Source organism: Erythrobacter sp. Dej080120_24, from assembly GCF_036322605.1.
GTDB classification, from domain to species: domain Bacteria; phylum Pseudomonadota; class Alphaproteobacteria; order Sphingomonadales; family Sphingomonadaceae; genus Erythrobacter; species Erythrobacter aurantius.
The window spans coordinates 136,252-159,415 of the sequence record NZ_AP027262.1 but is presented as its reverse complement, the minus strand read 5'-3'; the positions used below and the strand labels follow the sequence as shown (position 1 = coordinate 159,415).

The 23,164-nt window shown below is 61.6% G+C and carries 19 protein-coding genes; 10 read left to right on the top strand and 9 right to left on the bottom strand.

The features are described from left to right. Positions 1-34: 34 nt before the first annotated feature. Positions 35-2,632: a DNA mismatch repair protein MutS gene (gene mutS, locus AABA34_RS00740; protein WP_338304766.1), complete on the bottom strand. Its 2,598-nt coding sequence runs from the start codon at positions 2,630-2,632 to the stop codon at positions 35-37. A 173-nt stretch (positions 2,633-2,805) separates the two neighbouring features. Between mutS and AABA34_RS00735 the strand changes: the two genes are divergently transcribed. After that, the gene (locus tag AABA34_RS00735) at positions 2,806-5,067 is read left to right on the top strand and encodes an NADP-dependent malic enzyme (RefSeq protein WP_034955667.1); all 2,262 of its coding nucleotides are present in this window, start codon (positions 2,806-2,808) and stop codon (positions 5,065-5,067) included. Positions 5,068-5,080: 13 nt separating this feature from the next. Here the strand turns inward: AABA34_RS00735 and AABA34_RS00730 are convergent, their stop codons facing one another. The 3 genes from AABA34_RS00730 to trmB all read right to left on the bottom strand — a co-directional run bounded on the left by AABA34_RS00730 (position 5,081) and on the right by trmB (position 7,777). Next, a complete protein-coding gene (locus tag AABA34_RS00730; protein WP_338303474.1) occupies positions 5,081-5,725 on the bottom strand; it encodes a site-2 protease family protein in 645 nt (214 codons plus the stop codon). A gap of 69 nt (positions 5,726-5,794) precedes the next feature. Next, positions 5,795-7,021 (bottom strand): DUF917 domain-containing protein, encoded by a 1,227-nt coding sequence (locus AABA34_RS00725; RefSeq protein WP_051700167.1) that lies wholly within the window; start codon positions 7,019-7,021, stop codon positions 5,795-5,797. A 54-nt stretch (positions 7,022-7,075) separates the two neighbouring features. Then, entirely contained in the window at positions 7,076-7,777 is a 702-nt protein-coding gene (gene trmB / locus AABA34_RS00720) for a tRNA (guanine(46)-N(7))-methyltransferase TrmB (RefSeq protein ID WP_034955665.1), read from the bottom strand. 100 nt (positions 7,778-7,877) lie between these two features. On the opposite strand from trmB, the gene AABA34_RS00715 reads away from it, so the two are divergent. After that, entirely contained in the window at positions 7,878-9,089 is a 1,212-nt protein-coding gene (locus AABA34_RS00715; protein WP_034955664.1) for a mechanosensitive ion channel family protein, read from the top strand. Positions 9,090-9,160: 71 nt separating this feature from the next. On the opposite strand, the gene ctrA is transcribed toward AABA34_RS00715, so the two are convergent. The 3 genes from ctrA to lptB all read right to left on the bottom strand — a co-directional run bounded on the left by ctrA (position 9,161) and on the right by lptB (position 12,354). After that, positions 9,161-9,856: a response regulator transcription factor CtrA gene (gene ctrA, locus AABA34_RS00710; RefSeq protein WP_034955663.1), complete on the bottom strand. Its 696-nt coding sequence runs from the start codon at positions 9,854-9,856 to the stop codon at positions 9,161-9,163. A gap of 195 nt (positions 9,857-10,051) precedes the next feature. After that, positions 10,052-11,542, bottom strand: a complete 1,491-nt coding sequence (gene rpoN / locus AABA34_RS00705; RefSeq protein ID WP_034955662.1) for an RNA polymerase factor sigma-54 — start codon at positions 11,540-11,542, stop codon at positions 10,052-10,054. A gap of 11 nt (positions 11,543-11,553) precedes the next feature. Then, positions 11,554-12,354, bottom strand: a complete 801-nt coding sequence (gene lptB, locus AABA34_RS00700; protein ID WP_034955660.1) for an LPS export ABC transporter ATP-binding protein — start codon at positions 12,352-12,354, stop codon at positions 11,554-11,556. Positions 12,355-12,605: 251 nt separating this feature from the next. On the opposite strand from lptB, the gene AABA34_RS00695 reads away from it, so the two are divergent. Further along, positions 12,606-12,962 carry a hypothetical protein gene (locus AABA34_RS00695; protein ID WP_034955658.1) on the top strand — a complete coding sequence of 119 codons (357 nt, stop codon included), beginning with the start codon at positions 12,606-12,608 and terminating at the stop codon, positions 12,960-12,962. Here the strand turns inward: AABA34_RS00695 and ppa are convergent. Continuing rightward, positions 12,959-13,501 (bottom strand): inorganic diphosphatase, encoded by a 543-nt coding sequence (gene ppa, locus AABA34_RS00690; protein ID WP_034955656.1) that lies wholly within the window; start codon positions 13,499-13,501, stop codon positions 12,959-12,961. The two genes, AABA34_RS00695 and ppa, sit on opposite strands and share 4 nt — an antisense overlap. A 122-nt stretch (positions 13,502-13,623) precedes the next feature. Between ppa and hisS the strand changes: the two genes are divergently transcribed. The 7 genes from hisS to AABA34_RS00655 all read left to right on the top strand — a co-directional run bounded on the left by hisS (position 13,624) and on the right by AABA34_RS00655 (position 22,016). After that, positions 13,624-14,886, top strand: a complete 1,263-nt coding sequence (gene hisS / locus AABA34_RS00685; protein ID WP_084155820.1) for a histidine--tRNA ligase — start codon at positions 13,624-13,626, stop codon at positions 14,884-14,886. 104 nt (positions 14,887-14,990) lie between these two features. Continuing rightward, positions 14,991-16,058: a peptide chain release factor 1 gene (gene prfA / locus AABA34_RS00680; RefSeq protein WP_034955654.1), complete on the top strand. Its 1,068-nt coding sequence runs from the start codon at positions 14,991-14,993 to the stop codon at positions 16,056-16,058. Positions 16,059-16,068: 10 nt separating this feature from the next. After that, a complete protein-coding gene (prmC, locus tag AABA34_RS00675) occupies positions 16,069-16,902 on the top strand; it encodes a peptide chain release factor N(5)-glutamine methyltransferase (protein ID WP_034955652.1) in 834 nt (277 codons plus the stop codon). Positions 16,903-17,169: 267 nt separating this feature from the next. Beyond that, the gene (locus AABA34_RS00670; RefSeq protein ID WP_034955650.1) at positions 17,170-17,811 is read left to right on the top strand and encodes a DUF4167 domain-containing protein; all 642 of its coding nucleotides are present in this window, start codon (positions 17,170-17,172) and stop codon (positions 17,809-17,811) included. A gap of 31 nt (positions 17,812-17,842) precedes the next feature. Continuing rightward, positions 17,843-19,465, top strand: a complete 1,623-nt coding sequence (lnt, locus tag AABA34_RS00665) for an apolipoprotein N-acyltransferase (protein ID WP_338303473.1) — start codon at positions 17,843-17,845, stop codon at positions 19,463-19,465. Positions 19,466-19,544: 79 nt separating this feature from the next. Continuing rightward, the gene (gene metK, locus AABA34_RS00660) at positions 19,545-20,792 is read left to right on the top strand and encodes a methionine adenosyltransferase (protein WP_034955645.1); all 1,248 of its coding nucleotides are present in this window, start codon (positions 19,545-19,547) and stop codon (positions 20,790-20,792) included. Between the two features lie 18 nt (positions 20,793-20,810). Beyond that, the gene (locus AABA34_RS00655) at positions 20,811-22,016 is read left to right on the top strand and encodes a DUF418 domain-containing protein (protein WP_034955935.1); all 1,206 of its coding nucleotides are present in this window, start codon (positions 20,811-20,813) and stop codon (positions 22,014-22,016) included. Here AABA34_RS00655 and AABA34_RS00650 read toward each other — a convergent pair. Next, a complete protein-coding gene (locus AABA34_RS00650) occupies positions 22,013-23,164 on the bottom strand; it encodes a CaiB/BaiF CoA transferase family protein (RefSeq protein ID WP_338303472.1) in 1,152 nt (383 codons plus the stop codon). The genes AABA34_RS00655 and AABA34_RS00650 overlap by 4 nt on opposite strands.

Genomic DNA, 23,164 nt, shown 5'->3' with positions numbered 1-23,164 from the left:
AAGTTTTGGTGCAGCCGTGGCCCGCCGATTGCGCTCAATCGAGGGTGCGCTTCAGCTCGTAAAGCAGATCGAGCGCATCGCGCGGCGAGAGCGCATCGAGATCGGTCGTGCGCAGTCGCTCCGCCAGAACGTCTTCGGGGCCTTGCTCCGGTTCCGGCGCGGCGGCGGCAGCGAACAGCGGCAATTCGCCAAGCCCCGCGGCAAGCCCGCCGGTTTCGCTGCGCGACTGTTCAAGCTTGGTCAGCACCTGCCGTGCCCGTTGAACCACCGGTGCGGGAATGCCGGCCAGCTTGGCGACGGCAAGCCCGTAGGAACGATCCGCCGGCCCTTCGGCCAGTTCGTGCAGCAGCACCAGATCGCCTTTCCACTCGCGCGCGCGGACGTGATGGAGTGACAGACTGTCGCAACTGTCCGCCAGCCGGGCGAGTTCGTGGTAGTGGGTCGCGAACAGGCATCGGCATGCGATCCGCGAATGCACCGCCTCCACCACCGCCCAGGCAAGAGCCAGCCCGTCGTAGGTGGAGGTTCCCCGGCCCACCTCGTCGAGGATGACAAAACTGCGCTCGGTCGCCTGAGCAAGGATCGCGGCGGTTTCGACCATTTCGACCATGAAGGTCGACCGGCCCCGCGCCAGATTGTCGGATGCGCCGACACGGCTGAACAGGCGATCAACCAGCCCGATCCGCGCCGCGCTGGCTGGAACGAAGCAACCCGCCTGTGCCATGACCACGATCAGCGCGTTCTGGCGCAGGAAGGTCGACTTGCCGCCCATGTTCGGACCGCCGATCAGCCACAGGCGATCATCGGGGGCGAGTGTGCAGGAATTGGCGACGAACCTTTCGCCTGTTTTTGCCAGCGCGGCCTCAACCACGGGATGCCGCCCGCCGACGATTTCCAGTTCCGCAGTGTCGACGATCTCCGGGCGCGCCCAGTCGCCTTGCGCTGCGCGTTCGGCATTCCCCGCCGCCACATCAAGTCTAGCAAGCGCCGCTGCTGTGGCGGCGATCCTTTCCCGCGCGGTATGCACTTCGCCGACCAGTTCCTCGAAATGGGAATCCTCTGCGGCCAGCGCGTGGCCACCGGCTTCGGCAATGCGCGAGGCCTCTTCGTGCAGCTGGAGCGAATTGAACCGCACCGCCCCGGCCATGGTCTGCCGATGGGTAAAGCCGCTGTCGGGCCCCATCAGCGCGTCGCCATGGCGGCTGGGCACTTCGATGAAATAGCCGAGCACGCCGTTGTGCTTGATCTTGAGCGCGGCGATCCCGGTCTCGTCGCGATAACGCGCCTCCATCGCAGCGATGGCGCGGCGGGCGTTGCCCGATACCTCGCGCAACTCATCAAGGCTCGCGTCATAGCCGGGGGCGATATAGCCGCCATTGCCGCGTTCGGTCGGGGGTGAGGCAACCAGCGCGCGCGCCAGCAAGTCGATCAGCGCCCCGTGCCCGGCGAGCCGTGGCAACAGCCTATCGAGCAAGGCCGGGCGGTCTGCCTCGCGCGTCAGCCAGTCGTGGATTCGCGCCGCTTCGCCAAGCCCGTCCCTGATCTGCCCCAGATCGCGCGGGCTGCCGCGTCCGGCGACAATCCGGCCCAGTGCGCGACCGATATCGGGCAAGGCGCGCAAGACATCGCGCAAATTTGCGCGCTCTATTGGCCGATCACGCCAGAACTGCACCAGCGCGAGCCGTTCTTCGATCAAGTGCCGATCAAGCAGCGGAGCGGAGAGATCTTCCGCTAGCAATCGCGACCCTGCGCCCGTCGAGCAGCGATCAAGCGCGGCAACGAGGCTGCCTGCACGATTGCCGTTCTGGCTTTCAAGGATTTCGAGGCTGCCGCGCGTCGCTTCGTCCATTGCCATGCTTGATGCATTGGCGCGAAGACGGGGAGGGAGCAGCAGCGGCAGCTTGCCGCGCCCGACGTGATCCAGATAGCCGATCAGCCCGCCCGCTGCCGCCAGCATTGCGCGCGAGAATTCGCCAAATCCGTCAAGCGTCGCCACCCCGTGCACCGTGCAGAGGCGCTGCGTTCCTGCGTCGCTTGAAAAGGCGCCGCGATCATGCGCCACAATGTCGTCTGGCCCATGCTCCCAGCCTTCGGGCACGATCACCTCGGTCGCGTGGAGCCGCGCGAGCTCGGCGCTGAGCATTTGCGGTGTGCATTCCTCCAGCGCCATCGCGCCTGTCGAAATGTCGCAGCTGGCGATGCCGATAGCGCCGCGCACCTCGGCCAGCGCCACCAGCACATTGGCCCGCCGTGGTTCGAGCAGGGCCTCTTCGGTCAGCGTTCCGGCGGTGACAAAGCGGACGATGTCGCGCGCCACCAGCGCCTTGGACGACGGCTTGCCTTCGCGTTTGGCACGCGCCTTGGCTTCGTCTGGCGTCTCCACCTGTTCGGCGATGGCAACGCGCTGCCCCGCCTTGATCAACCGTGCGAGATACCCTTCCGCCGAATGCACCGGCACGCCGCACATCGCGACCGGTTCACCCGCATGCTCGCCGCGCGAAGTCAGCGCGATGTCGAGGATTTCGGACGCGATCCTCGCGTCTTCGAAAAACAGCTCGAAGAAATCGCCCATGCGATAGAACAGCAGCGATCCCCCTGCCTCGCGCTTGAGGGCGAGATATTGCTCCATCATCGGAGTGGGCTTTGAGGATGCGGCAGCGGCCATTTCTACCGACTAGCGATGGCGCGGATGATTCGGAAAGGGAGCGTGGAGCCTTTTCAACGCACTTTGGCCTCTATCATCTGTCACCAACGCAAGCTAAGTCAGCGGGAATAGCTTTTACCAGACGCGTTGGGGGTAATTTGATGGCGGACGAACCGAAGGGCGGCTTCACCAGCCGCGAGGCGCTTTTTTATCACGAAACCGGCAGGCCCGGTAAGATCGAGATCGTCGCGACCAAACCGATGACCTCGCAGCGCGATCTCAGCCTTGCCTATTCGCCGGGTGTTGCGGTGCCGGTGCAAGCCATTGCCGAAGAACCTTCGCTGGCCGCGCGCTACACTGCCAAGGCCAATCTCGTCGCGGTGATTTCCAACGGAACTGCCATCCTTGGCCTCGGCAACCTTGGCGCGCTTGCGTCGAAGCCGGTGATGGAAGGCAAGGCGGTGCTGTTCAAACGCTTCGCCGACGTCGACTCGATCGATATCGAATTGAACACTGAAGATCCGCAGGCTTTCATCGATGCCGTCGCGCTGATGGAGCCGAGCTTTGGCGGGATCAACCTTGAGGATATCAAGGCACCCGAATGCTTCATCATCGAAGCCGCTCTGCGCGAGAAGATGAACATTCCGATCATGCATGATGACCAGCACGGCACCGCGATCATCACCGCCGCCGGTCTGCTCAACGCCTGTTACCTCACCGATCGCAAGATCGAGGACGTGAAGGTCGTCGTGAATGGTGCAGGCGCTGCAGCAATCGCCTGTACCGCCCTGATCAAGGCGATGGGCGTGCGCCACGAAAACGTGATCATGTGCGACCGGTCCGGCCCGATCACTCCGGGCCGTGACGGGGTTGACCAGTGGAAGAGCGCGCATGCCGTCGCCACCGATGCGACCAGCCTCGAAGAAGCATTGAAGGGTGCGGACATCTTCCTCGGCCTTTCCGCAGCTGGCGCGCTCAAGCCCGAATGGGTCGCGGAGATGGCGGACAAGCCGATCATCTTCGCCATGGCCAACCCGACCCCGGAAATCATGCCGGACGAGGCCAAGGCCGTTCGCCCTGACGCGATCATCGCCACCGGGCGCAGCGACTTCCCCAACCAGGTCAACAACGTCCTAGGCTTCCCGTTCATCTTCCGCGGCGCGCTCGACGTTCAGGCGACCACTATCAACGAGGAAATGAAGGTTGCCGCAGCCACCGCCATCGCCGAACTCGCGCGCGAACGCGTGCCAGAAGAAGTGGCGAGCGCCTATGGCAAGAACCAGAAATTCGGGACGGACTACATCATCCCCGCGCCCTTCGATCCGCGCCTGATCGAGGTCGTGTCCTCGGCCGTGGCAAAGGCGGCGATGGATTCCGGGGTGGCCAAGGCTCCGATTGCCGACCTTGACGAATATCGCCATCAGCTGAAATCGCGCCTCAACCCGACAACGGCGGTGCTAACCGGCGTCTACAACGAGGCCAAGGCCAACCCCAAGCGGATGGTCTTTGCCGAAGCGGAAGAGGAAGTGGTGCTGCGCGCCGCGATCCAGTTCCGCGACTTCGGCTATGGGACGCCGATCCTGGTCGGGCGGACCAAGGCGGTGATGGACAAGCTGCACCAGCTTTCCGTGTCCGATCCGGGCAGCTTCGAAATCCAGAACTCGGCGGACAGCGAATATGTGCCCGCGATGGTCGACTATCTTTACAAGCGGCTCCAGCGGCGCGGCTACACCGAACGTGACGTGCGCCGCATGGTCAATCAGGAACGCAACGTCTTTGCCGCCCTGCTGGTGGCGCTGGGCCACGGCGATGGCATGATCTCTGGCGTGACCCGCACCTATGCCCAGACCGTGCGCGAAGTGAACCTTGTGCTCGACAAGAAGCCCGACGCCTTGCCGTTCGGCATCCACATGATGATCGGCAAGAACCACACGACCTTCCTTGCCGACACCACGATCAACGAACGCCCGAATTCCGAGGAGCTGGCGTACATCGCCAAGGAAACAGCCGCCGTCGCCCGCCGCATGGGCCACGAACCGCGGGTCGCCTTCCTGTCCTATTCGACATTCGGCAATCCTTCGGGCCAATGGCTCAGCAATATCCGCGAAGCGGTGGCGATCCTTGACCGTGACGGCTGCGATTTCGAATATGAGGGCGAAATGGCCCCCGATGCGGCGCTCAATCCGCGGGTGATGAGCCTTTATCCCTTCAGCCGCCTGTCCGCGCCGGCCAACGTGCTGATCATGCCGGGCCTGCAATCGGCCAATCTTTCGGCCAAGCTGCTGCGCGAACTGGGTTCGAACACTACGATCGGCCCGATGCTGATCGGTATGGAGAAGCCGGTGCAGATCGTGCCGATGACGGCTGCCGCACCAGACGTGCTGACGCTGGCAGTGCTGTCGAGCGCCGGGGTCGTGGGTTAGACTGCGGCGGCGCCTATCGCCAGCGCAAGTGTTCGAGGATGATTGCTCCGTCGCTTCCCCTGTAGGGGAGCAGATTGAGTATGCCCGACACGATCGACACGACGATCAGAAGGTTGATAAACGCGGCGATTAACTCGCTGCGTTCCTCCGCTCGCTTCCTTGCCTCATGATCGCGCATTATGGCGTCGATTTCTGCCTGGCTCGGCAAGGCCATTGCGGGTTTGCCAGTTACAGGCGGCTGACCTGCGGCCACACTAACCAATGACGTTTCGGCACCGCCTTTTTCGGCCTGTGGCAGCAGCGGCCATGCTTGAACCGCGAGCAACAACATGGCGGCAGTCAGAAAGTTGGCGGCAGGGCCCGCGGCAGCGATTGCGATTTCGTCACGGCGTGTGCCGAAGTCGCCGGGGTATGAATATCGGACATAGCCACCGATATCGCCGCTTGGGACGTACCGCATGAAGGCGAATTTCCGTTGTTTGGGCGCATAGCTGAACGGGATGACCGCGATTGAGTCGATCTCGGCCCCACATTTACGCGCCATCCACGCATGGGCGGCTTCGTGGATCAGCGTCGCGATGAAGCCTGTGACGTATATGGCCACGAGCGCGCTGAAAGGGTTGTCAATCGCGTCTGACGAAGCAGCAGCGGCAAGCACCGCAAGCGAGCCTGCAAGGAATGCGGCCGAAATCGCCAGCCTGAAAAGTCTTGCTTTCATCTGGTTGGCCTAGCCGCCCAGCTTTTCTACCGGCACATAGTCCACGTCATAGCCAAAATATCGCGGGCCGAAGACGGCAAGTCCTGCTTCGCTGCGCCACAACGGATCGCAGCGGAAAGCGAGTACGGCAACTGATTGGCCACGTGTGAAATCGGGATTGTTGATGCCGTCATGGGACGCCAGATCGATCACCGTGATCAAATCGGGGCAGGTGGCAACGACCATCCCGTTGCGGCGTGCCATCAGGTGTTCATTCTTGTAGTCGGTTTCAAATGACTGGCCTGCGAATTGGCCGGTGCCCTCGATCTTCAGATTGCCGACCAGGAAACCGTCTTCGTCGCGCCAATCGAAATCGGCGATTTGCCCGGTGAACAGCAAGTATCCGTCACCGGCAGCGCGGGCTGCCTCGACCGGGTCCGAGTCGGCAGATTTTGCCGTGCGCACTGCGGCCCCGATACTGCGGGCGAGCGTGAGACTTCCGGTGACAAGCGTTCCCTTTGTTTTCGCCTGTGCGCCGGTGATCGGGCTGTCGGCGACGCCGCAAACTTCGCTCGCCACGGCGATACTACGCAGGATGTCTTCGGCTCTGGTGGGATCGCCAAGCTTGCCTATTACCAATTCATCGCCAAATGGCGTCGCCGCGCCGATCGGTGTCAGCGGAATGCCCGCGACCTTGACCGAATGTTGGTTGATTTCGGGCACGGCGCGCCCGACGGTATCCGCATCAAGCGCGGGAACGCCCAGCCGGGCGGCAATCGAAAGTCCTTCGGCAAGACTGAGCGGACCGATCTCGCCAAGGATCACTGCCGCGAATTTCTGGCCGATATGCCGTTCCAGCGTCTCGAATGCGAGCTGCACAGGTTCCGCCGTTTCGCCGATCGCGTCGAGCCGTTCCTGCATTTCCGGGCTGGTTGGGGCAAGGCTGGCGAGGCCGTAGGGGCATGCCACGCGATCACTATCGGCCAGATCGCTAACCGACAGCATGGTGAATGCCAGACCGGCCGCCAAATCCTTGGCAATCAGTTCGCGGGCTTCCGCAAGGCTGCCACCACCGCCAGTGCCGAGATAGGAACTGCCGACGAGCGCATCTTCAAGCGCCTCGGCGTCGAGTGGCGTTGCGCCCGGAGATTGAGTCCGGGATTGGCTTGTCCCCTCCCCTGAAACCAATTCATTGCACGCGGTGAGCGTTCCTGCCGCTATCGCCAGCCCGCCCAGAAATTGCCTGCGTGATGTCATTGAAAAGCCCCGCCTTGCGTGTTTGCAGAGGCTAACCCGTGTGCGGGCGGCAAATCAACGTCGCCGGAACCTGAAATACCAGACCTCGTGACCGAAAACGGTGCGCGCCTTGTGTTCGTAGCGGGTTTCGCACCAGCCGCTTGGTCGGTTCTGCCAGCTTGAAGGCCCATCGACGACCCATTCGAACTTGTCGGTATGCCGCTGCATGACCATCAGCGCATGGCGGACATAGACCGGATGATCGGTGCCGAACCGGAATTCACCGCCCGGCTTCAGCTTGTCCGCGAACAACTGCACCGGGCCGTCGTTCATCATTCGCCGCTTGGCGTGCTTGGCTTTTGGCCACGGATCGGGATGCAGCAGGTACAGCATCGCCAGCCCGCCGTCCGGGACACGCCGCAGCACTTCAAGCGCGTCCCCGTGATGGATCCTGACATTGGCGAGCCGCTGTTCCTCGACATGGGTCAACGCCTGAGCGACGCCGTTGAGGAACGGTTCGGCGCCGATGAAGCCATGATTGGGCAGAAGATCGGCGCGATAGGCAAGATGTTCGCCGCCACCAAAGCCGATCTCGAAATGCAGCGGGCAATCTTCCCCGAACAGCGCCTGCGCCGTCACCGGGCCTTCTGCCGGAACCGAGATTTGCGGGAGCAATCGATCAACCAGCCCCTGTTGCCGCGCGCGCAAGGGCTTGCCCTGGCTGCGTCCATACAACCGGCTGAGCGTGGTGGGATCGCCTTCCTTGAATGCTGTCATGGCGCGAGGCGCTAGTCGCGCAGGGCAGGGCTTGTCCAGCCAAGAATAATCGGCCTGCGGGTTGAGGGCTGCCGATGCATCCCTATAACGCGGGGCAGACATGGAAGAACTCTCCGCCACATTCCACGCTCAGCCGCTTTGGCTTCAGTCCCTGATCGGCCTTGCGCTGCTCGCTGCAGCTGCGCTGGCTGTCAATTACGTGCTCAAGCACGTGATCCTGCGGCTCGCCGCGCCTTACCTTGATCGCAAGAGCAAGACGATCGACAAGGCAGCGGCCTGGCTCGCTACGGCTGCTCCGCTGATGGTGATTTCGCGCGGCATCGCGCTGATCCCGAACCTGCCCGAAGAATTCTACACGCTTGTGCGCAACACCGCGCAGGCGCTGATCGTGATTTCGGTGGCGATGGCCATCGTCAAGGCGCTGACCTACGCCAACGAGCTTTACGAACGTCTCCCGCGATCCAAGAACCGCCCGATCAAGGGCTTTGTCCAGGTTGTGAAGATCCTCGTTCTGTGCGGCGCCGCGATCATCCTGATTTCGGTGCTGATCGACCAGTCACCGTTGCTGCTTTTGTCAGGGCTGGGCGCGATCACGGCGGTGCTGCTGCTGGTGTTCAAGGATACGATCCTGAGCCTTGTCGCCAGCGTTCAGCTGACCACGCAGGACATGCTGCGCGTGGGCGACTGGATCACCATGCCCAGCATGGGCGCCGATGGTGATGTAATCGACATTTCACTGCACACGGTGAAGGTGCAGAATTTTGACAAGACGATCGTCACCATACCCACGCACCGGCTGGTATCGGATTCCTACCAGAACTGGCGTGGAATGAGCGAGAGCGGTGGTCGCAGGATCAAGCGTTCGCTTATCATCGACCAGAACACGGTACGGTTCCTGAGCGATGAGGAGGTCGTCGAGCTCAAGAAGTTCAAGATGCTCAAGGAATACCTCGCAGCCAAACGCGAAGAGATTGCCGAATGGAACGCGCGCGAGCTTTCAGGCGAGGATGCGCCCGTGAACGCGCGGCGCCTGACCAATCTCGGCACGCTGCGCGCTTACATCGCCGCCTATCTCGAATGGCATCCGAGCATTTCCAAGGATTTCACCCTGATGGTGCGACAGCTGCCGCCGGGTCCGCAGGGCATTCCGCTGGAAATCTATTGCTTCACCAACACAACGTCATGGGGCATCTACGAGGGAATTCAGGCCGATATTTTCGATCACCTGCTGGCGATTCTGCCCGAATTTGACCTCAAGTTGTTCCAGGAACCCAGCGGCGGCGATTTCGGCCCGGCTTTCGAGAAACATTGATCCGGATAAAAGAATGCCCGGCTGCCAAGAGGCGACCGGGCATTGCTTGAATTTGTAACCGGCTTTCGCGCTTAAGCGGCTTCGGCCTCTTCGCCCGGATCGCGCAGCACGTATCCGCGGCCCCAGACGGTTTCGATGTAGTTTTCACCACCGCAAGCATGGCTCAATTTCTTGCGCAGCTTGCAGATGAAGACGTCGATGATCTTCAGTTCCGGCTCGTCCATCCCGCCATAAAGGTGGTTGAGGAACATTTCCTTGGTCAGCGTGGTGCCCTTGCGAAGCGAGAGCAGTTCCAGCATCGCATATTCCTTGCCGGTGAGGTGGACGCGGGCGCCGTCGACTTCGACGGTTTTCGCATCGAGGTTCACCGCCAGCTTGCCGGTGCGGATGATCGACTGGCTGTGGCCCTTCGAACGACGCACCACGGCGTGAATGCGGGCGACCAGCTCTTCGCGGTGGAAGGGCTTGGTCACGTAGTCGTCGGCGCCAAAGCCGAACGAGCGGATCTTGCTGTCCATTTCGGCGATACCCGAAAGGATCAGGACCGGGGTCTGCACCTTGGCAACGCGCAGCTTCTTGAGCACGTCATAGCCATGCATATCCGGCAGGTTCAGGTCGAGCAGGATGATGTCGTAATCATACAGCTTGCCCAGATCGAGGCCTTCTTCGCCGAGATCGGTCGAATAGACGTTAAATCCTTCGGTAGTGAGCATGAGCTCGATAGCCTTCGCGGTTGTCGGCTCGTCCTCAATCAACAGCACTCGCATTGCTGGTCCCCTAGTTGCCCCACATGGTGGACATGTTCAGTGCGGTAACCCCTCGCTAAGAGGTGTTGCCTTGTATTAACCACACAAGGTCTGAACGGAAAAGGTTAATTTAGCGTAAACCGGCCTGACTCCACGAGTCGCGGGGGCTTCTACCTAGCCGGATCTGTCGCTGCGCAGGCTTCTTCGCGGTGCAGATCAGAGGGAATTGAGCTTCTTCTGCCGCCGTCGCTCGGCACTTGAGCCAAGGCCGATAGCCTCACGATATTTCGCCACCGTGCGCCGGGCGAGGTCGAAACCTTCCTCCTGCAGCAGGTCGACTAGCTTCTGGTCGGACAGCACCTTCTTGGGGTCTTCAGCGTCGATCAGCGCCCTGATCCGCGCCTTGATCGCTTCCGACGACGCACCTTCTCCATCGCTCGATCCCACGCCGCTGGTGAAGAAATACTTCAATTCAAAGCAGCCGCGTTCGCAATGCAGGTATTTGTTGCTGGTCACCCGGCTGACGGTGCTTTCGTGCATCTCGATCTTCTCAGCCACCTCGCGCAGCGTCAGCGGGCGGAGATGCGATACACCGTGGCGGAAGAAGCCGTCCTGCTGCTTCACGATTTCGGCAGCGGTCTTCAGGATCGTCTTTTGCCGCTGGTCGAGCGCGCGGATCAGCCAATGCGCATCAGCGAGCTTTTCCTTGAGCCAGTTTTGCGCCTCGGGATCGGGGGAGCCCGCGCTCAGTTCCAAGTAATAACTGCGATTGACGATCAGGCGTGGCAGCGTTTCTTCGTTGAGCGTGATGTCCCATCCTCCGGCCGCGTTCGTGGCCAGCAGCACATCGGGGATCACCGCCTCGGTGGAAGAGGGAAGGAATGCGAGGCCGGGCTTGGGATCGTAGCTGCGCAATTCACGCAGCATGTCGGCGAAATCCTCGTCATCGACATTGCACAATCGCTTCAGCCGGGCGACTTCGCCCTTGGCCAGCAATTCGAGATTGTCCAGCAGCGCGGCCATGCAGGGATCATAGCGGTTTGCCTCGCGCGCCTGGATTTCGAGGCATTCGGCAAGGCTGCGCGCACCCACTCCGCTGGGATCGCACATCTGGACCACGGTGAGCGCATCCTCGGCCTCGTCCAGCGTGATGCCAAGATCATAGGCGATCTCGCGCAGTTCGGCCGACAGATAGCCGGCATCGTCGAGCAGGCCGACAATATGGCGCGCACAGAATGCCTCTTTGGGATTGACCGCCAGCGCGCCGATCTGCGCCTCGATATGCTCGCTCAGCGAGATTTCACCAGCGCGTGTCTCGGCCAGATCGGGCAAATCCTCGCCGCCCGACATCCGGCTGGCGCTGCCCCATTCCGCGTCGGACGCAGACATTCCGTCGCCCGTGTCGCGATCGGTATCGAGCGAGGAAGGATCAAGATCGAGCGGCGCATCGCCTTCGCCCTGACCCTGTGCAATCAGCTGGTCTGCGGTGAATTCATCGCGGGGTATGTCGTCGCCGTCGCCTTCGGGCCCGTCCCGATCCTGCGACAAACCGCCCGCCTCCAACAGCGGGTTGGCTTCCAGCGCGTCGCCGATGAAGGTTTCGATTTCGAGATTGGATGCCGCCAGCAGCTTGATCGCCTGCTGCAATTGCGGCGTCATCACCAATTGCTGCGATTGGCGTAGATCGAGGCGTGGACCAAGAGCCATCGCAGCAACCGCTAGAGCGTAAAGCTCTCCCCGAGATAAAGCCGCTTTACGTTTTCGTCCGCAACCAGCGCCTGCGGCGTGCCCGCGAACAGCACCTGTCCACCATAGATGATGCAAGCGCGGTCAACGATATCGAGCGTTTCGCGTACGTTGTGGTCGGTGATCAGCACGCCGATGCCGCGCCGCTTCAGGTCCTTCACAAGATCGCGGATGTCGCTGATCGAAAGCGGATCGATTCCGGCGAAGGGTTCGTCGAGCAACATGATCGAAGGTTTCGCCGCCAGCGCGCGCGCGATTTCGCAGCGCCGCCGTTCACCACCCGAAAGCGCCATCGCCGGGCTTTCGCGCAGCCGGGTCAGGCCGAATTCGCCCAGCAGCCGCTCCAGTTCTTGTGCACGCGTTTGCGGATCGGGTTCGACCATTTCGAGCACGCAATTGATGTTCTGTTCAACGGTCATGCCGCGAAAGATGCTGGTTTCCTGCGGCAGATAGCCAAGCCCCAGAATGGCGCGGCGATACATCGGCAGGTTGGTCACATCCTCACCATCCATCAGGATGCGCCCGGAATCGGGCTTCACCAGACCCATGATGGAATAAAAGCAAGTCGTCTTGCCCGCACCATTAGGGCCGAGCAGGCCGAGCACTTCACCCTTCGCCACGGTGAGCGAAATGTCGGTTAGCACCGCGCGCTTGTCATAGCTCTTGGCAATCGAGATGACTTCAAGGCCGCCATCCGGAAGCGGCGCGGTAGCATCGGCGGGGGCGCCCGTCATGGCGTTCGCCGGTTCTTCAAGAGAGGTAGACTCGCTCATCAAGACAAGCCTTAGCAAAGTGGCTGTCTCATGAAAGGGCGACTGTGTGGATTTCATGCCGATTTTGGCAAGATTTTTGCAGCAAATCTGGAGCAGCCACCCCTCTCGCGGGGAAATCCGCATGTTTCCCGCTGCTTGAGCTGCGTCGGTTGCGCGCTGTGCAACTATATTTCGTTATGGTTACAATGCTTGCAACGGATCGGAGGTTTTGAGATACTCTCCGGACACACAAACCGTTGGGGAGCGGATTGATGAAAGAGCTGTCACACCAGCACCACGGGGCCGCAAGAGCGCGCGATTGGCGCAAATCGATGAGCGATCATGTCGCTTACGCCCTGCTGGTTTACACCGGTCTGCAGATATTCCTGACCGTCAAGGCGCTCAGCCAGGGCTTCTCCTCGATCCTGCCCTATATGGCGCTCATCATACTTGTCGCAGCCATTATTCCGGCATGCCGCTGGTTCGAAAAACGCTGGGCCGGACTTTCGGACGAACAGGCGGCAGACATGGACTATGCCGCCGCCTTTCGCCGCGATGCCGTCGGCTTGTGGCTGATGGCGATCTGCCTGCCGCTCGCGCTTACAGGCATTCTGAAGGCGCTGCTTTAACCCGCGCTGCCGGCTTTCGCCGCGCGCTCAATCGCTTCGATGACGATCTGACGGGCTTCGGCCCTGTCACCCCAATTGCCGACGCGCACCCACTTTTCGGCTTCCAGATCCTTGTAGTGGGTGAAGAAGTGCTCGATCTGCTGCAGCACGATTGAGGGCAAGTCCTGCCGCTCGCCGACATCGGCGTAATAGGGGAAAGTCGTGTCCACCGGCACGCAAATCAGCTTTTCGTCGCCGCCATGCTCGTCTTCGAGGTTGAGCACACCGATGGGCCTTGCGCGAACCACGCAGCCGGCGATGAAGGGTGAGCGCGCAATCACCAGCGCGTCCAGCGGATCGCCATCGGGCGAAAGGGTGTGGGGCACAAAACCGTAGTTCGCCGGATACCGCATCGGCGTGTGCAGGATGCGGTCCACGAACAGCGCGCCCGATTCCTTGTCGAATTCATATTTCACCGGCTCGCCCCCGGTGGGAACTTCGATGATGACATTGAGGTCGTCGGGCGGATTGTTGCCGGTCGGGATTTTGTCGATACGCATAAACGGGGTTCCTGTCTGTCTCTGGTGCCCCTCTCCCAAAGGCTTGAACGCGCCGATAGCTTCCTCTCGATATTGCGGCAAGTTCGACCTTAGCCTAACTGCGCCCAAAACACAGGACAGCCATGAGCAAGAACACGCCAAAAGCCATTCGCGGCACCCAGGACATTTTCGGCGCCGATGCGGAAGCCTTCGCCTTCGTGGTCGAGACATTCGAACGCGTGCGCAAGCTGTACCGGTTTCGCCGGGTCGAAATGCCCGTGTTCGAAAAGACCGAGGTGTTCAGCCGCGCAATCGGCGAGACGACCGATGTGGTATCGAAGGAAATGTATTCCTTCGAGGATCGCGGCGGGGATTCGCTGACGCTGCGACCGGAATTCACCGCCGGGATCGCACGCGCTTTCCTGACGAACGGCTGGCAGCAGCACGCGCCGCTGAAGGTTGCGACGCACGGCCCGCTGTTCCGCTACGAGCGTCCGCAAAAGGGCCGCTATCGCCAGTTCCACCAGATCGACGCCGAAATCATCGGCGCTGGGGAACCACAAGCAGACGTCGAACTCCTGGCGATGGCCGACCAGTTGCTGAAGGAACTGGGGATCGAAGGCGTGACCTTGCACCTCAACACGCTGGGCGATGCCGACAGCCGAGAGGCGTGGCGCGCCGGGCTGATCGACTATTTCGGAAAGGTGAAGGGCGATCTGTCCGAGGATTCGCAGGAGCGGCTGGAGAAAAACCCGCTGCGCATCCTCGACAGCAAGGACCCGCGTGATCGCGTGTTCGTCGCCGATGCACCCAAGATTGACCAGTATCTGTCGGACGAGGCGCTGGCGTTTTTCGAACAAGTGACCAGCGGGCTTGATGCAGCAGGCGTGAAGTGGACGCGCGCCGAAAGCCTCGTGCGCGGGCTCGACTACTACCGCCACACGGCCTTCGAATTCGTGCCTGACGAAGGCAGCAAGGCAGCCTCGCGCCTCGGCTCGCAAAGCACAGTGCTCGGTGGCGGGCGGTATGACGGGCTGATGGAATCGCTCGGCGGCGCGCCGACGCCGGCAGTGGGTTGGGCCGCGGGGATCGAGCGGCTGGCCATGCTGGTGGGCACTTGTGAGAATGACTGGGCCGATGTTGCGCTAGTGATCGAAGCGGACGGGCTTTCTGATTTTACGGCGCGATCTATGCGCGCGCTTCGCGATGAGGCACTCTCGGTTGAAGCATTTGATACCGGCTCGCCGCGCAAACGATATGACAAGGCTGCCAAATCTGGCGCTGCGATTATCTATGTCGTGCGCCGTGAAGGCGGCAAGTTGGTCGGTTCGGCGCGAGGGCATGATCAAGGGCTCCATGAAAGTACCTCCCAGATCATGGACAGATTATTGGCCGCTGAATCCTAGCTTCGTCTTCCCCGCGGAGGCGGGGATCCAGCTGCCCTCTGCGGCGGTCACCCAAACAAGCTGGATTCCCGCCTGCGCGGGAATGACGTAGAAAGAATTCTGTGATGCAAATCCCCGCCACACGCCTTGATCAGATCGCCCATCGCTTCGCCGAGCTCGAAGCGCGGATGGCGAGCGGCACGCTTGAAGGCGATGCCTTCGTGAAGGCCAGCCGCGATTATGCCGAGCTGGAGCCGGTGGCAAAGGCCGCCGCCCAGGTGAAAGCCATGCGCGAGGAAATCGCCGGGCTCGAAGAAATGCTCGCCGACCCGGAAATGAAGGCGATGGCGGAAGAAGAGCTGGCGGAACTGCGCGAGGCTCTGCCTGAACGGGAACGCGCGCTCGCCATTGCGCTGCTGCCGCGCGACAGTGCCGACAGCAAACCCGCCATGCTCGAAATCCGCGCCGGAACCGGCGGCGATGAGGCGGCGCTGTTCGCTGGCGATCTTTACCGCATGTACGAACGCTTTGCCGCCGAACAGGGCTGGCGGGTCGAGCCGGTGAGCATCAGCGCAAGCGAAGTCGGCGGGTTCAAGGAAATCGTCGCCAACGTCACCGGCACGGGCGTTTTCGCAAAACTCAAGTTCGAAAGCGGCGTCCACCGCGTGCAGCGCGTCCCCGTCACCGAAAGCGGCGGGCGCATCCACACCTCCGCCGCAACCGTCGCTGTGCTGCCCGAACCTGACGAGGTCGACGTCCAGATCGAGGACAAGGATCTGGCCATCGACGTCTATCGCGCCAGCGGTGCAGGCGGGCAGCACGTCAATACAACCGACAGCGCGGTGCGCATCACGCACTTGCCGACCGGTCTGGTGGTGACCTGTCAGGACGGCCGCAGCCAGCACAAGAACCGCGAAAAGGCGATGCAGGTGCTGCGTTCGCGCCTGTATGAGAAGATGCGCGACGAGGCGCAGGGGGCTGAGGCCGAGGCACGCAAGGCCATGGTCGGCAGCGGCGACCGTTCCGAACGCATCCGCACCTACAACTTCCCCCAAGGCCGCGTGACCGATCACCGCATCGGGCTGACGCTGCACAAGCTTGAGGAAGTGCTTGCCGGGCCTGGTCTTGCCGAAGTGGTCGACGCGCTGATCGCCGAGGACGAGGGCAAGCGGCTGGCGGCCTTGAGTGAGTAATCGGGGCGGAATGACCGTCGGCGAAAAGCTGCGTGAGGCGACAGAGCGGCTCGCGGCCAGCAGCGACACGCCCCGCCTCGACGCAGAATTGTTGATGGCCCACGCGGTCGGCACCACGCGATCGGAATTGTTGCTGCGCGGCATGAACGAAGTGCTGGCCAGCAATCTCGATCATTTTGACGAACTCGTCGCCCGCCGCGTCGCGCATGAGCCTGTCGCCTACATCCTTGGCAGCGCCGAATTCTACGGTCGCTCCTATGCCGTATCCCCCGATGTGCTGATCCCGCGCCCCGACAGTGAAGCCTTGATCGAGGCTGCGCTTGAACGGGTACCGAAGGCAGAGCGTTTGCTTGATCTCGGCACCGGATCCGGCTGCTTGCTGCTGACGGCCATGCTCGAACTGAATGCTCAAAGCGGAATCGGGATTGATGCTTCTGAGGGCGCGCTTTCGATCGCGCGGCGCAATGCGGCGAAGCTGGGCGTTGCACCGGAGAGGGTGCAGTTCTCGCTTCGCAACTGGCATCAGCCGGGCTGGAGCGATGACCTGGGCACCTTTGAGCTGATCCTGTGCAATCCGCCCTATGTCGAAGCTGAGGCGCAGCTCGATCCCGATGTGCGCGATTTCGAGCCGGCCAGTGCGCTGTTTGCAGGGCCTGAGGGGCTGGACGATTACCGCGCCATCATCCCGCAAATGCGTGAGCTGCTGAATCCGGAAGGCATCGCCATTCTTGAAATCGGCCACACGCAGGCCGATGCAGTCGGAAGGCTCGCGCAAGCTGCGGGTTTCAATAGTGAAATCCGGCATGATCTTGCAAAAAGGCCACGCGCTGTGGTTCTTTGGTAACGAAAATGCCGCTAGGGCTTGGCAAATGCTTTGCGGCTCGCTAGCTGTCGAATCAGACCTGTCGAGGGGCCCTTTGCGCAGATCGACGAGGTCAAGCTCCGAATTACCGCTTTATCTGACCGTTTGGGTCATCCCACCGGTCTCACGCTGGGCGGACACGCGTGCATGACTGCGCGTGTTGTCAGAGAGGGTCGAAATCGGGGTCCACGGGCTGTTCAGGCGCACCATTGAAAACGCGCCCTGGCCACGGATGAGGATAAATTTCCTTTGAATAACAATCGTAACAATCGTCGCCGCGGTCGCGGAAACCGCAACAACCAGGGCGGTGGAGGCAATCAGAACCGGATTGACAGCCGGGCGCGCGGCAATGCGCCGCAGCTTCTCGACAAGTACAAGAAGCTTGCTCAGGACGCGCAGCACAATGGCGACCGGGTTCAGGCCGAATATTACCTGCAGTTTGCCGATCATTACTTCCGCGTGATCGCCGACAACAAGGCGCGGCAGGACGAAGCCCGCGCCAAGCGCAACGATGATCGCGGTCAGTCGAACGATGACGGTGACGACGAAGACGAAGTCGAGAACCGTCGTGACAACCCCAAGCGTGACAAGCGCCGCTCGCGCTCGCGCCGGGATGATCAGGACAACAGCTCGGCAGACGAAGGCGAACAGGGCATCGAAGGTGAAGCCTACGATGATGATGACGACGGCGAAGAGGAAGCTCCCAAGCCCAAGCGTCGCCAGCGCAAGCCCAAGGCCGAAGATCAGGACGAAAAGCCACGCCGCAATTCGCGTGGGCGCAAATCGCGTGATGATGACGAGGCTTCCGGAGAATTCGATTCCTCGGTGCTGCCACCTTCGATCAGCGCCGCAGCCGACGACGGTGATGACGCACTCGAAGCAGTTGGGTGATCGCTGAAGGCGCCGGCCCAAGGGTTGATTCATGACCGATCGGCTGGAGCAATTCGCTGAAACCGCGCGGCGGCATCCAAAGCTGCTTGCGTTGCTGCTCGGGTTGACGGCGGCAACAGGCTATCCGCCGATCCACGCATGGCCGATCGGGCTGTTGAGCGTTGCCGGGCTCGTCTGGCTCATCTTTGATGCGCCGGACTGGCGGGCGGCACTGGGTCGGGGGTGGCTGTTTGGCTGGGCGCATCTGACGCTCGCGAACAACTGGATTGCCACTGCCTTTACCTATCAGGCCAATATGCCTGAATGGCTGGGTTGGCTCGCGGTGCCGCTGCTGTGCATCTATCTTGCGTGGTATCCGGCTCTGGCTGCATTGGCTGCACACCTCTTGGCAAGACGCGCCGGACCCTTGGCGTTCGGACTGGTCTTCGCCGCGGCGTGGATCGTAACCGAATGGCTGCGCAGCTGGGTCTTTACCGGATATCCATGGCCGCCATTGGGGCTGATGCTGCTGGGGGGATGGGAATATGCCGGCTGGGCGCGTTTTCTGCCCTGGACAGGCACCTATGGGCTTTCCGGCCTTGCAGTTCTGATGGCGACGTCAGTGTGGACAGGTGTTACAATCCCGCAACGCACATTTGGCCGCCAGCTCATTGCTTTGGGCGGATTGGCGGCCATCATTACCGCGCCGATGCTGGTTCAGCTTCGATCGAGTGATTCAACCGAAATTCGCTACACCCTTGTGCAGCCTCTCATTCCGCAGGACGAGATCAACGACGCCTCCAAATTCGAAGAGCAGTTCCAGCGCACGGCTGCTCTGACGATGGAGAGCAACGACCAGTCCCGGCTGGTGTTGTGGCCCGAAAGCGCGATCCCCGACTATCTCGAAGACGGCTATCCCGAGCGGTATTATCGCGCGATGACGGCGGGTGCCGATCCGCAATTTGCTCGTGATCGCATCGCACGCACCATTGGCGCGCAATCCACTCTGTTGGCAGGCGTGGTGAACCTCAACATCGGCCCTCGTGAAGACGGAAGCCTCGCCGCGATAAGTGCGCGCAATTCCGTAATAGGGATGGATGGTGAGGGCGCAATCACCCATCACTATGCCAAGGCGCATCTGGTCCCCTATGGCGAATATCTGCCTATGGAACAGTACCTTGGCCTCATCGGGCTGTCCCGGCTGACCGCCGGTACCATTCCGTATATTCCGGGGCCGGGGCCGCAGACACTCGATCTGGGTGAACACGGCAAGGCCGGGGTGCAGATCTGCTACGAGATCGTGTTTTCCGGCCAGGTCGTCGATCGCGGCAATCGGCCCGATTATCTCTTCAATCCGTCCAACGATGGCTGGTTCGGGAGCTGGGGGCCGCCGCAACATCTCGCGCAGGCGCGGATGCGTGCGATCGAGGAAGGGCTACCGGTCTTGCGGTCGACCACCACCGGGATCAGCGCGGTGATCGACGCGAACGGGATTGTCCGTCAGCACATCGCAACAGGCATGTCCGACAAAATCGAAGGCCGTATCCCGGTCGCGAAAGCCCCAACGCTTTTTGCGCAGGCGGGAAACGCTTTACCGCTGGCGTGGGCTGCCTTGCTCGCGCTGTCGGGGCTTGGCTTGCCAAGATTGCTTGCGCTGCGAGGCGCGCGCAGCTAGGGCTCTTGCAATAGACATAAAGGTTTCCTTATATCTGCATAAGGGGCCTTGAAATGGACAGCGAAAGGCCTCGATCCTCATGCGCAGCGACTATCTCTTCACTTCCGAAAGCGTTTCCGAAGGGCATCCGGACAAGGTTTCGGATCAGATTTCGGACGCAATCGTCGATCTGATGCTGGCGAAGGACCCGGAGGCCCGCGTTGCCTGCGAAACCATGACCACCACGCAGCGCGTCGTCCTGTCCGGCGAAATCCGCTGCAAGCCGATGTATGACGACAAGAACGAGGACTGGAAGTTCAACGGTTACTGGGCCCCCGGTGCGCGCGACGAGATTGAAAGCGTGGTGCGCAAGACGGTGAAGGACATCGGTTACGAGCAGGATGGCTTCCACTGGAAGACGCTTACTTTTGAAAACCACCTGCACGGCCAATCCGCGCATATCGCGCAAGGCGTCGATGCCGGTGCCGATGGTTCGAACAAGGATGAAGGCGCGGGTGACCAGGGCATCATGTTCGGCTTTGCCTGTGACGAAACCCCCGACCTGATGCCAGCAACGCTGGATTACAGTCACAAGATTCTCGAGCAGCTGGCGAAGGATCGCCATTCCGGTGCTGCGCCCTTCCTTGAGCCCGACGCCAAGAGCCAGGTCACGCTGCGCTACGAGAACGGCAAGCCGGTCGCCTGCACGGCGGTGGTGGTCAGCACCCAGCACGCCGGAGGCTACGATCAGGGCGAGAAGGAAGCCGAGCTCAAGTCCTATGTGAAAGGCGTTGTCTCGGCGATCCTGCCGGAAGGGTTCCTCTCTGACCAAACGATCTGGCACATCAATCCGACCGGAAGCTTCGTGATCGGCGGTCCTGATGGCGACGCGGGGCTTACCGGCCGCAAGATCATCGTCGACACTTACGGCGGTGCAAGCCCCCACGGTGGCGGTGCTTTCAGCGGCAAGGACCCGACAAAGGTTGATCGCAGCGCGGCCTATATCACCCGCTATCTGGCGAAGAATGTTGTAGCGGCGGGTCTGGCCACGCGCTGCACGATCCAGATTGCCTATGCGATCGGCGTGTCCGAGCCGCTGTCGCTCTATGTCGATACTCATGGCACTTGCGCCGAAGGCGTGACCGATGCTGGAATCGAAGACGCGATCAAGAGCATCGCCAAGCTGGGCGGGCTGACCCCGCGCGGGATCCGTACGCATCTGGGTCTGAACAAACCGATCTATCGCAAGAGCGCGGCCTATGGCCATTTCGGCCGCACGGCCGAGGGCGATTTCTTCCCGTGGGAACGGACCGATCTGATCGAAGATTTGAAGGCAGCGCTGGCCTGATCTGGTAGAGTGCCGGGAATGGAAACCCCCGGCACGCACCCCGGCAGAATCATCGAACTGGACGCGCTTCGCGGCGTGGCCGTGATCGGTATCGTCTGGATGAATGTGCTGGTTTTTGCGATGCCGGGCCAGTCCTATTACAATCCGATGGCCTGGGGGCCGGGCATTGGTGAAGCGAGCGCGATCGATCGTCTGATCTGGGCCGCCAGCTTCGTTTTCGTCGAAGACAAATTCCGCACCCTGTTCGCCATGCTGTTTGGTGCAGGATGCCTGATCCTGATCGAGCGCAGCCAGTCGCGCAAATGGCAGGCGCATTTCGCGCGCATGGCGGTGCTGTTTGGCATCGGACTGGTGCATGCCGTGCTTGTGGCCAGCAATGACGTGCTTCGTGCCTACGCGCTGGCCGGATTGGCCCTGCCACTGCTTGCCCACCTTTCGGCGCGCGAACTCTATGCGATCGCTATCGGCCTGGTGGTGCTTCATTCCGGGGCAGGGCTGGTAATGTTCGGAGGTGCTGTTCTCGATCACCTCAACGGGCTCACCACGAGCGATGCCGCCCTGTTCGCAGAGCGCAATTTCGGCCGCGACGAAGCTGCCATCCGTTATTCGCTTTCGATCGGCGCAGAAGGCTTCTCGGAGCGTGTCCTGCGAAGGCTCAACAGCATACCGCAACAAATTGTCGCCATCAGCGGATCGCTGCCGCTCAACCTCGCCGCGATGACCTTGGGCATGGGGCTGTGGAAGCAACGGATGCTGGCGGGCGAGTGGCGCACTTATCTGTTGCAACGTCTTGCAGCGGTTTGCGCCCTGGTCGCGATACCCGGATTGCTGGCGCTGGTGTGGTGGACCGCGCAAAGCGATTTTTCCGGAGCCGTCGCAGGCGCTTCAACTCTGCTGATTTCCGCTCCTTTCGACACCCTGCTGGGCCTTGCCTATGCCGCACTGGCAATGGCGTTCTTCGCGCCCGGAGGAGCCCTCACCGTGCGGCTCGCGGCGGTGGGCAGGCTCTCGCTTACGAACTACCTGATGACTTCGGTGATTTTCGGCGCGATCTTTGCCGGCTGGGGGCTTGGCCTGTTCGGATCGGTCAGCCGGAGCGAAGCTTTCGCGCTCAGCCTTGTGCCGGTTGTCGCGATGCTCCTGTGGTCACCCGTGTGGCTTACAAGGTTCGGACAGGGGCCGTTTGAACGGTTGTGGCGGGCGGGAGCGCGCTTGCTCGCCTAGTCGTCTTCGCCCAGCATCGGCGATGGCCGATCGAACGCCAGTTCGGCATCCGAGAATGTAAAGGGACTGCGCACACCCGGCATTCCGCCCAGATCGACCCTCAACCCGCGCGCCAGTACCTGCGGATCGGCCAACACCTCGTCCAACCGGTTGATGGGTCCTCCCGGAACGCCCGCTGCATGACAGGCTTCGAGCAGACCTTGCTTCGTCCAACCCGCCGTTGCCATCGCAATTTCGGCATCCAGCGCCTTTGCGTTTGCCGTTCTGTCGCCATTCCTTTCGAAGCGCGGGTCGGACGACAAATGGCTCAAGCCCAGCACATCCATCAGCTTGTGAAACAGTCCGTCGTTTGCCGGAGCCAGGATCACGTGTCCGTCACTCACCGGAAAGACGCCATAGGGCGCAACCTGCGCGTGGGCATTGCCCATGCGCGGGGGATTGTCGCCGGTCGTGAAATAATAGGTCGCCTGATTGGCAAGCAAAGCCACTGAGGAGTCCATCAGGCTTATGTCGACATGCTGGCCCATCCCCGTGCGCACACGCTGAAGCAAGGCCGCCTGAATGCCGTTTGCCGCCCAAACGCCGGTTGAAAGGTCGGAAATCGAAATCCCCATCTTCACCGGATAACCTTCGGGGTCGCCGGTCAGCGACATGAAGCCACTCATGCCCTGAACCACGAAATCATATCCGGCTTCATGCGCCCTTGGACCTGTCTGCCCAAAGCCCGTGATCGAACAGTAGACCAGCCCCGGATTGGTGGCTGCAACAGCTTCGTAATCCAGCCCGAACTTCGCAAGACTGCCGGTCTTGAAGTTCTCGATCAGGACATCGGCACCCGCGATTAGGCCCTTCACCCGTTCCAGATCGGCGTCGTTCTTGAAATCGGCGACTATTGACCGCTTTCCGCGATTGCAGGCGTGGTAATAGGCGGCTTCCCGGCGGGTCTTGCCATCGGCACCCACACGCTCGACCCAGGGCGGGCCCCATTGCCGTGTGCCATCGCCTTCGGGGCTTTCAACCTTGATTACATCCGCGCCCAGATCGGCAAGGATCTGACCGCAGAACGGCCCGGCCAGCACCCGTGCCAGCTCTACCACCTTCAGCCCGGCCAGCGGCGACCGAGGATTGCGCGGGGTCGCCAGCCACAT

Bases quoted from the DNA above. Each gene is read 5' to 3' on its own strand.
- mutS (WP_338304766.1), bottom strand. From the start codon at position 2,632: ATGATGGAGCAATATCTCGCCCTCAAGCGCGAGGCAGGGGGATCGCTG.
- AABA34_RS00735 (WP_034955667.1), top strand. From the start codon at position 2,806: ATGGCGGACGAACCGAAGGGCGGCTTCACCAGCCGCGAGGCGCTTTTT.
- AABA34_RS00725 (WP_051700167.1), bottom strand. From the start codon at position 7,021: ATGACATCACGCAGGCAATTTCTGGGCGGGCTGGCGATAGCGGCAGGA.
- trmB (WP_034955665.1), bottom strand. From the start codon at position 7,777: ATGACAGCATTCAAGGAAGGCGATCCCACCACGCTCAGCCGGTTGTAT.
- AABA34_RS00715 (WP_034955664.1), top strand. From the start codon at position 7,878: ATGGAAGAACTCTCCGCCACATTCCACGCTCAGCCGCTTTGGCTTCAG.
- ctrA (WP_034955663.1), bottom strand. From the start codon at position 9,856: ATGCGAGTGCTGTTGATTGAGGACGAGCCGACAACCGCGAAGGCTATC.
- rpoN (WP_034955662.1), bottom strand. From the start codon at position 11,542: ATGGCTCTTGGTCCACGCCTCGATCTACGCCAATCGCAGCAATTGGTG.
- lptB (WP_034955660.1), bottom strand. From the start codon at position 12,354: ATGAGCGAGTCTACCTCTCTTGAAGAACCGGCGAACGCCATGACGGGC.
- AABA34_RS00695 (WP_034955658.1), top strand. From the start codon at position 12,606: ATGAAAGAGCTGTCACACCAGCACCACGGGGCCGCAAGAGCGCGCGAT.
- ppa (WP_034955656.1), bottom strand. From the start codon at position 13,501: ATGCGTATCGACAAAATCCCGACCGGCAACAATCCGCCCGACGACCTC.
- hisS (WP_084155820.1), top strand. From the start codon at position 13,624: ATGAGCAAGAACACGCCAAAAGCCATTCGCGGCACCCAGGACATTTTC.
- prfA (WP_034955654.1), top strand. From the start codon at position 14,991: ATGCAAATCCCCGCCACACGCCTTGATCAGATCGCCCATCGCTTCGCC.
- prmC (WP_034955652.1), top strand. From the start codon at position 16,069: ATGACCGTCGGCGAAAAGCTGCGTGAGGCGACAGAGCGGCTCGCGGCC.
- lnt (WP_338303473.1), top strand. From the start codon at position 17,843: ATGACCGATCGGCTGGAGCAATTCGCTGAAACCGCGCGGCGGCATCCA.
- metK (WP_034955645.1), top strand. From the start codon at position 19,545: ATGCGCAGCGACTATCTCTTCACTTCCGAAAGCGTTTCCGAAGGGCAT.
- AABA34_RS00655 (WP_034955935.1), top strand. From the start codon at position 20,811: ATGGAAACCCCCGGCACGCACCCCGGCAGAATCATCGAACTGGACGCG.
- AABA34_RS00650 (WP_338303472.1), bottom strand. From the start codon at position 23,164: ATGTGGCTGGCGACCCCGCGCAATCCTCGGTCGCCGCTGGCCGGGCTG.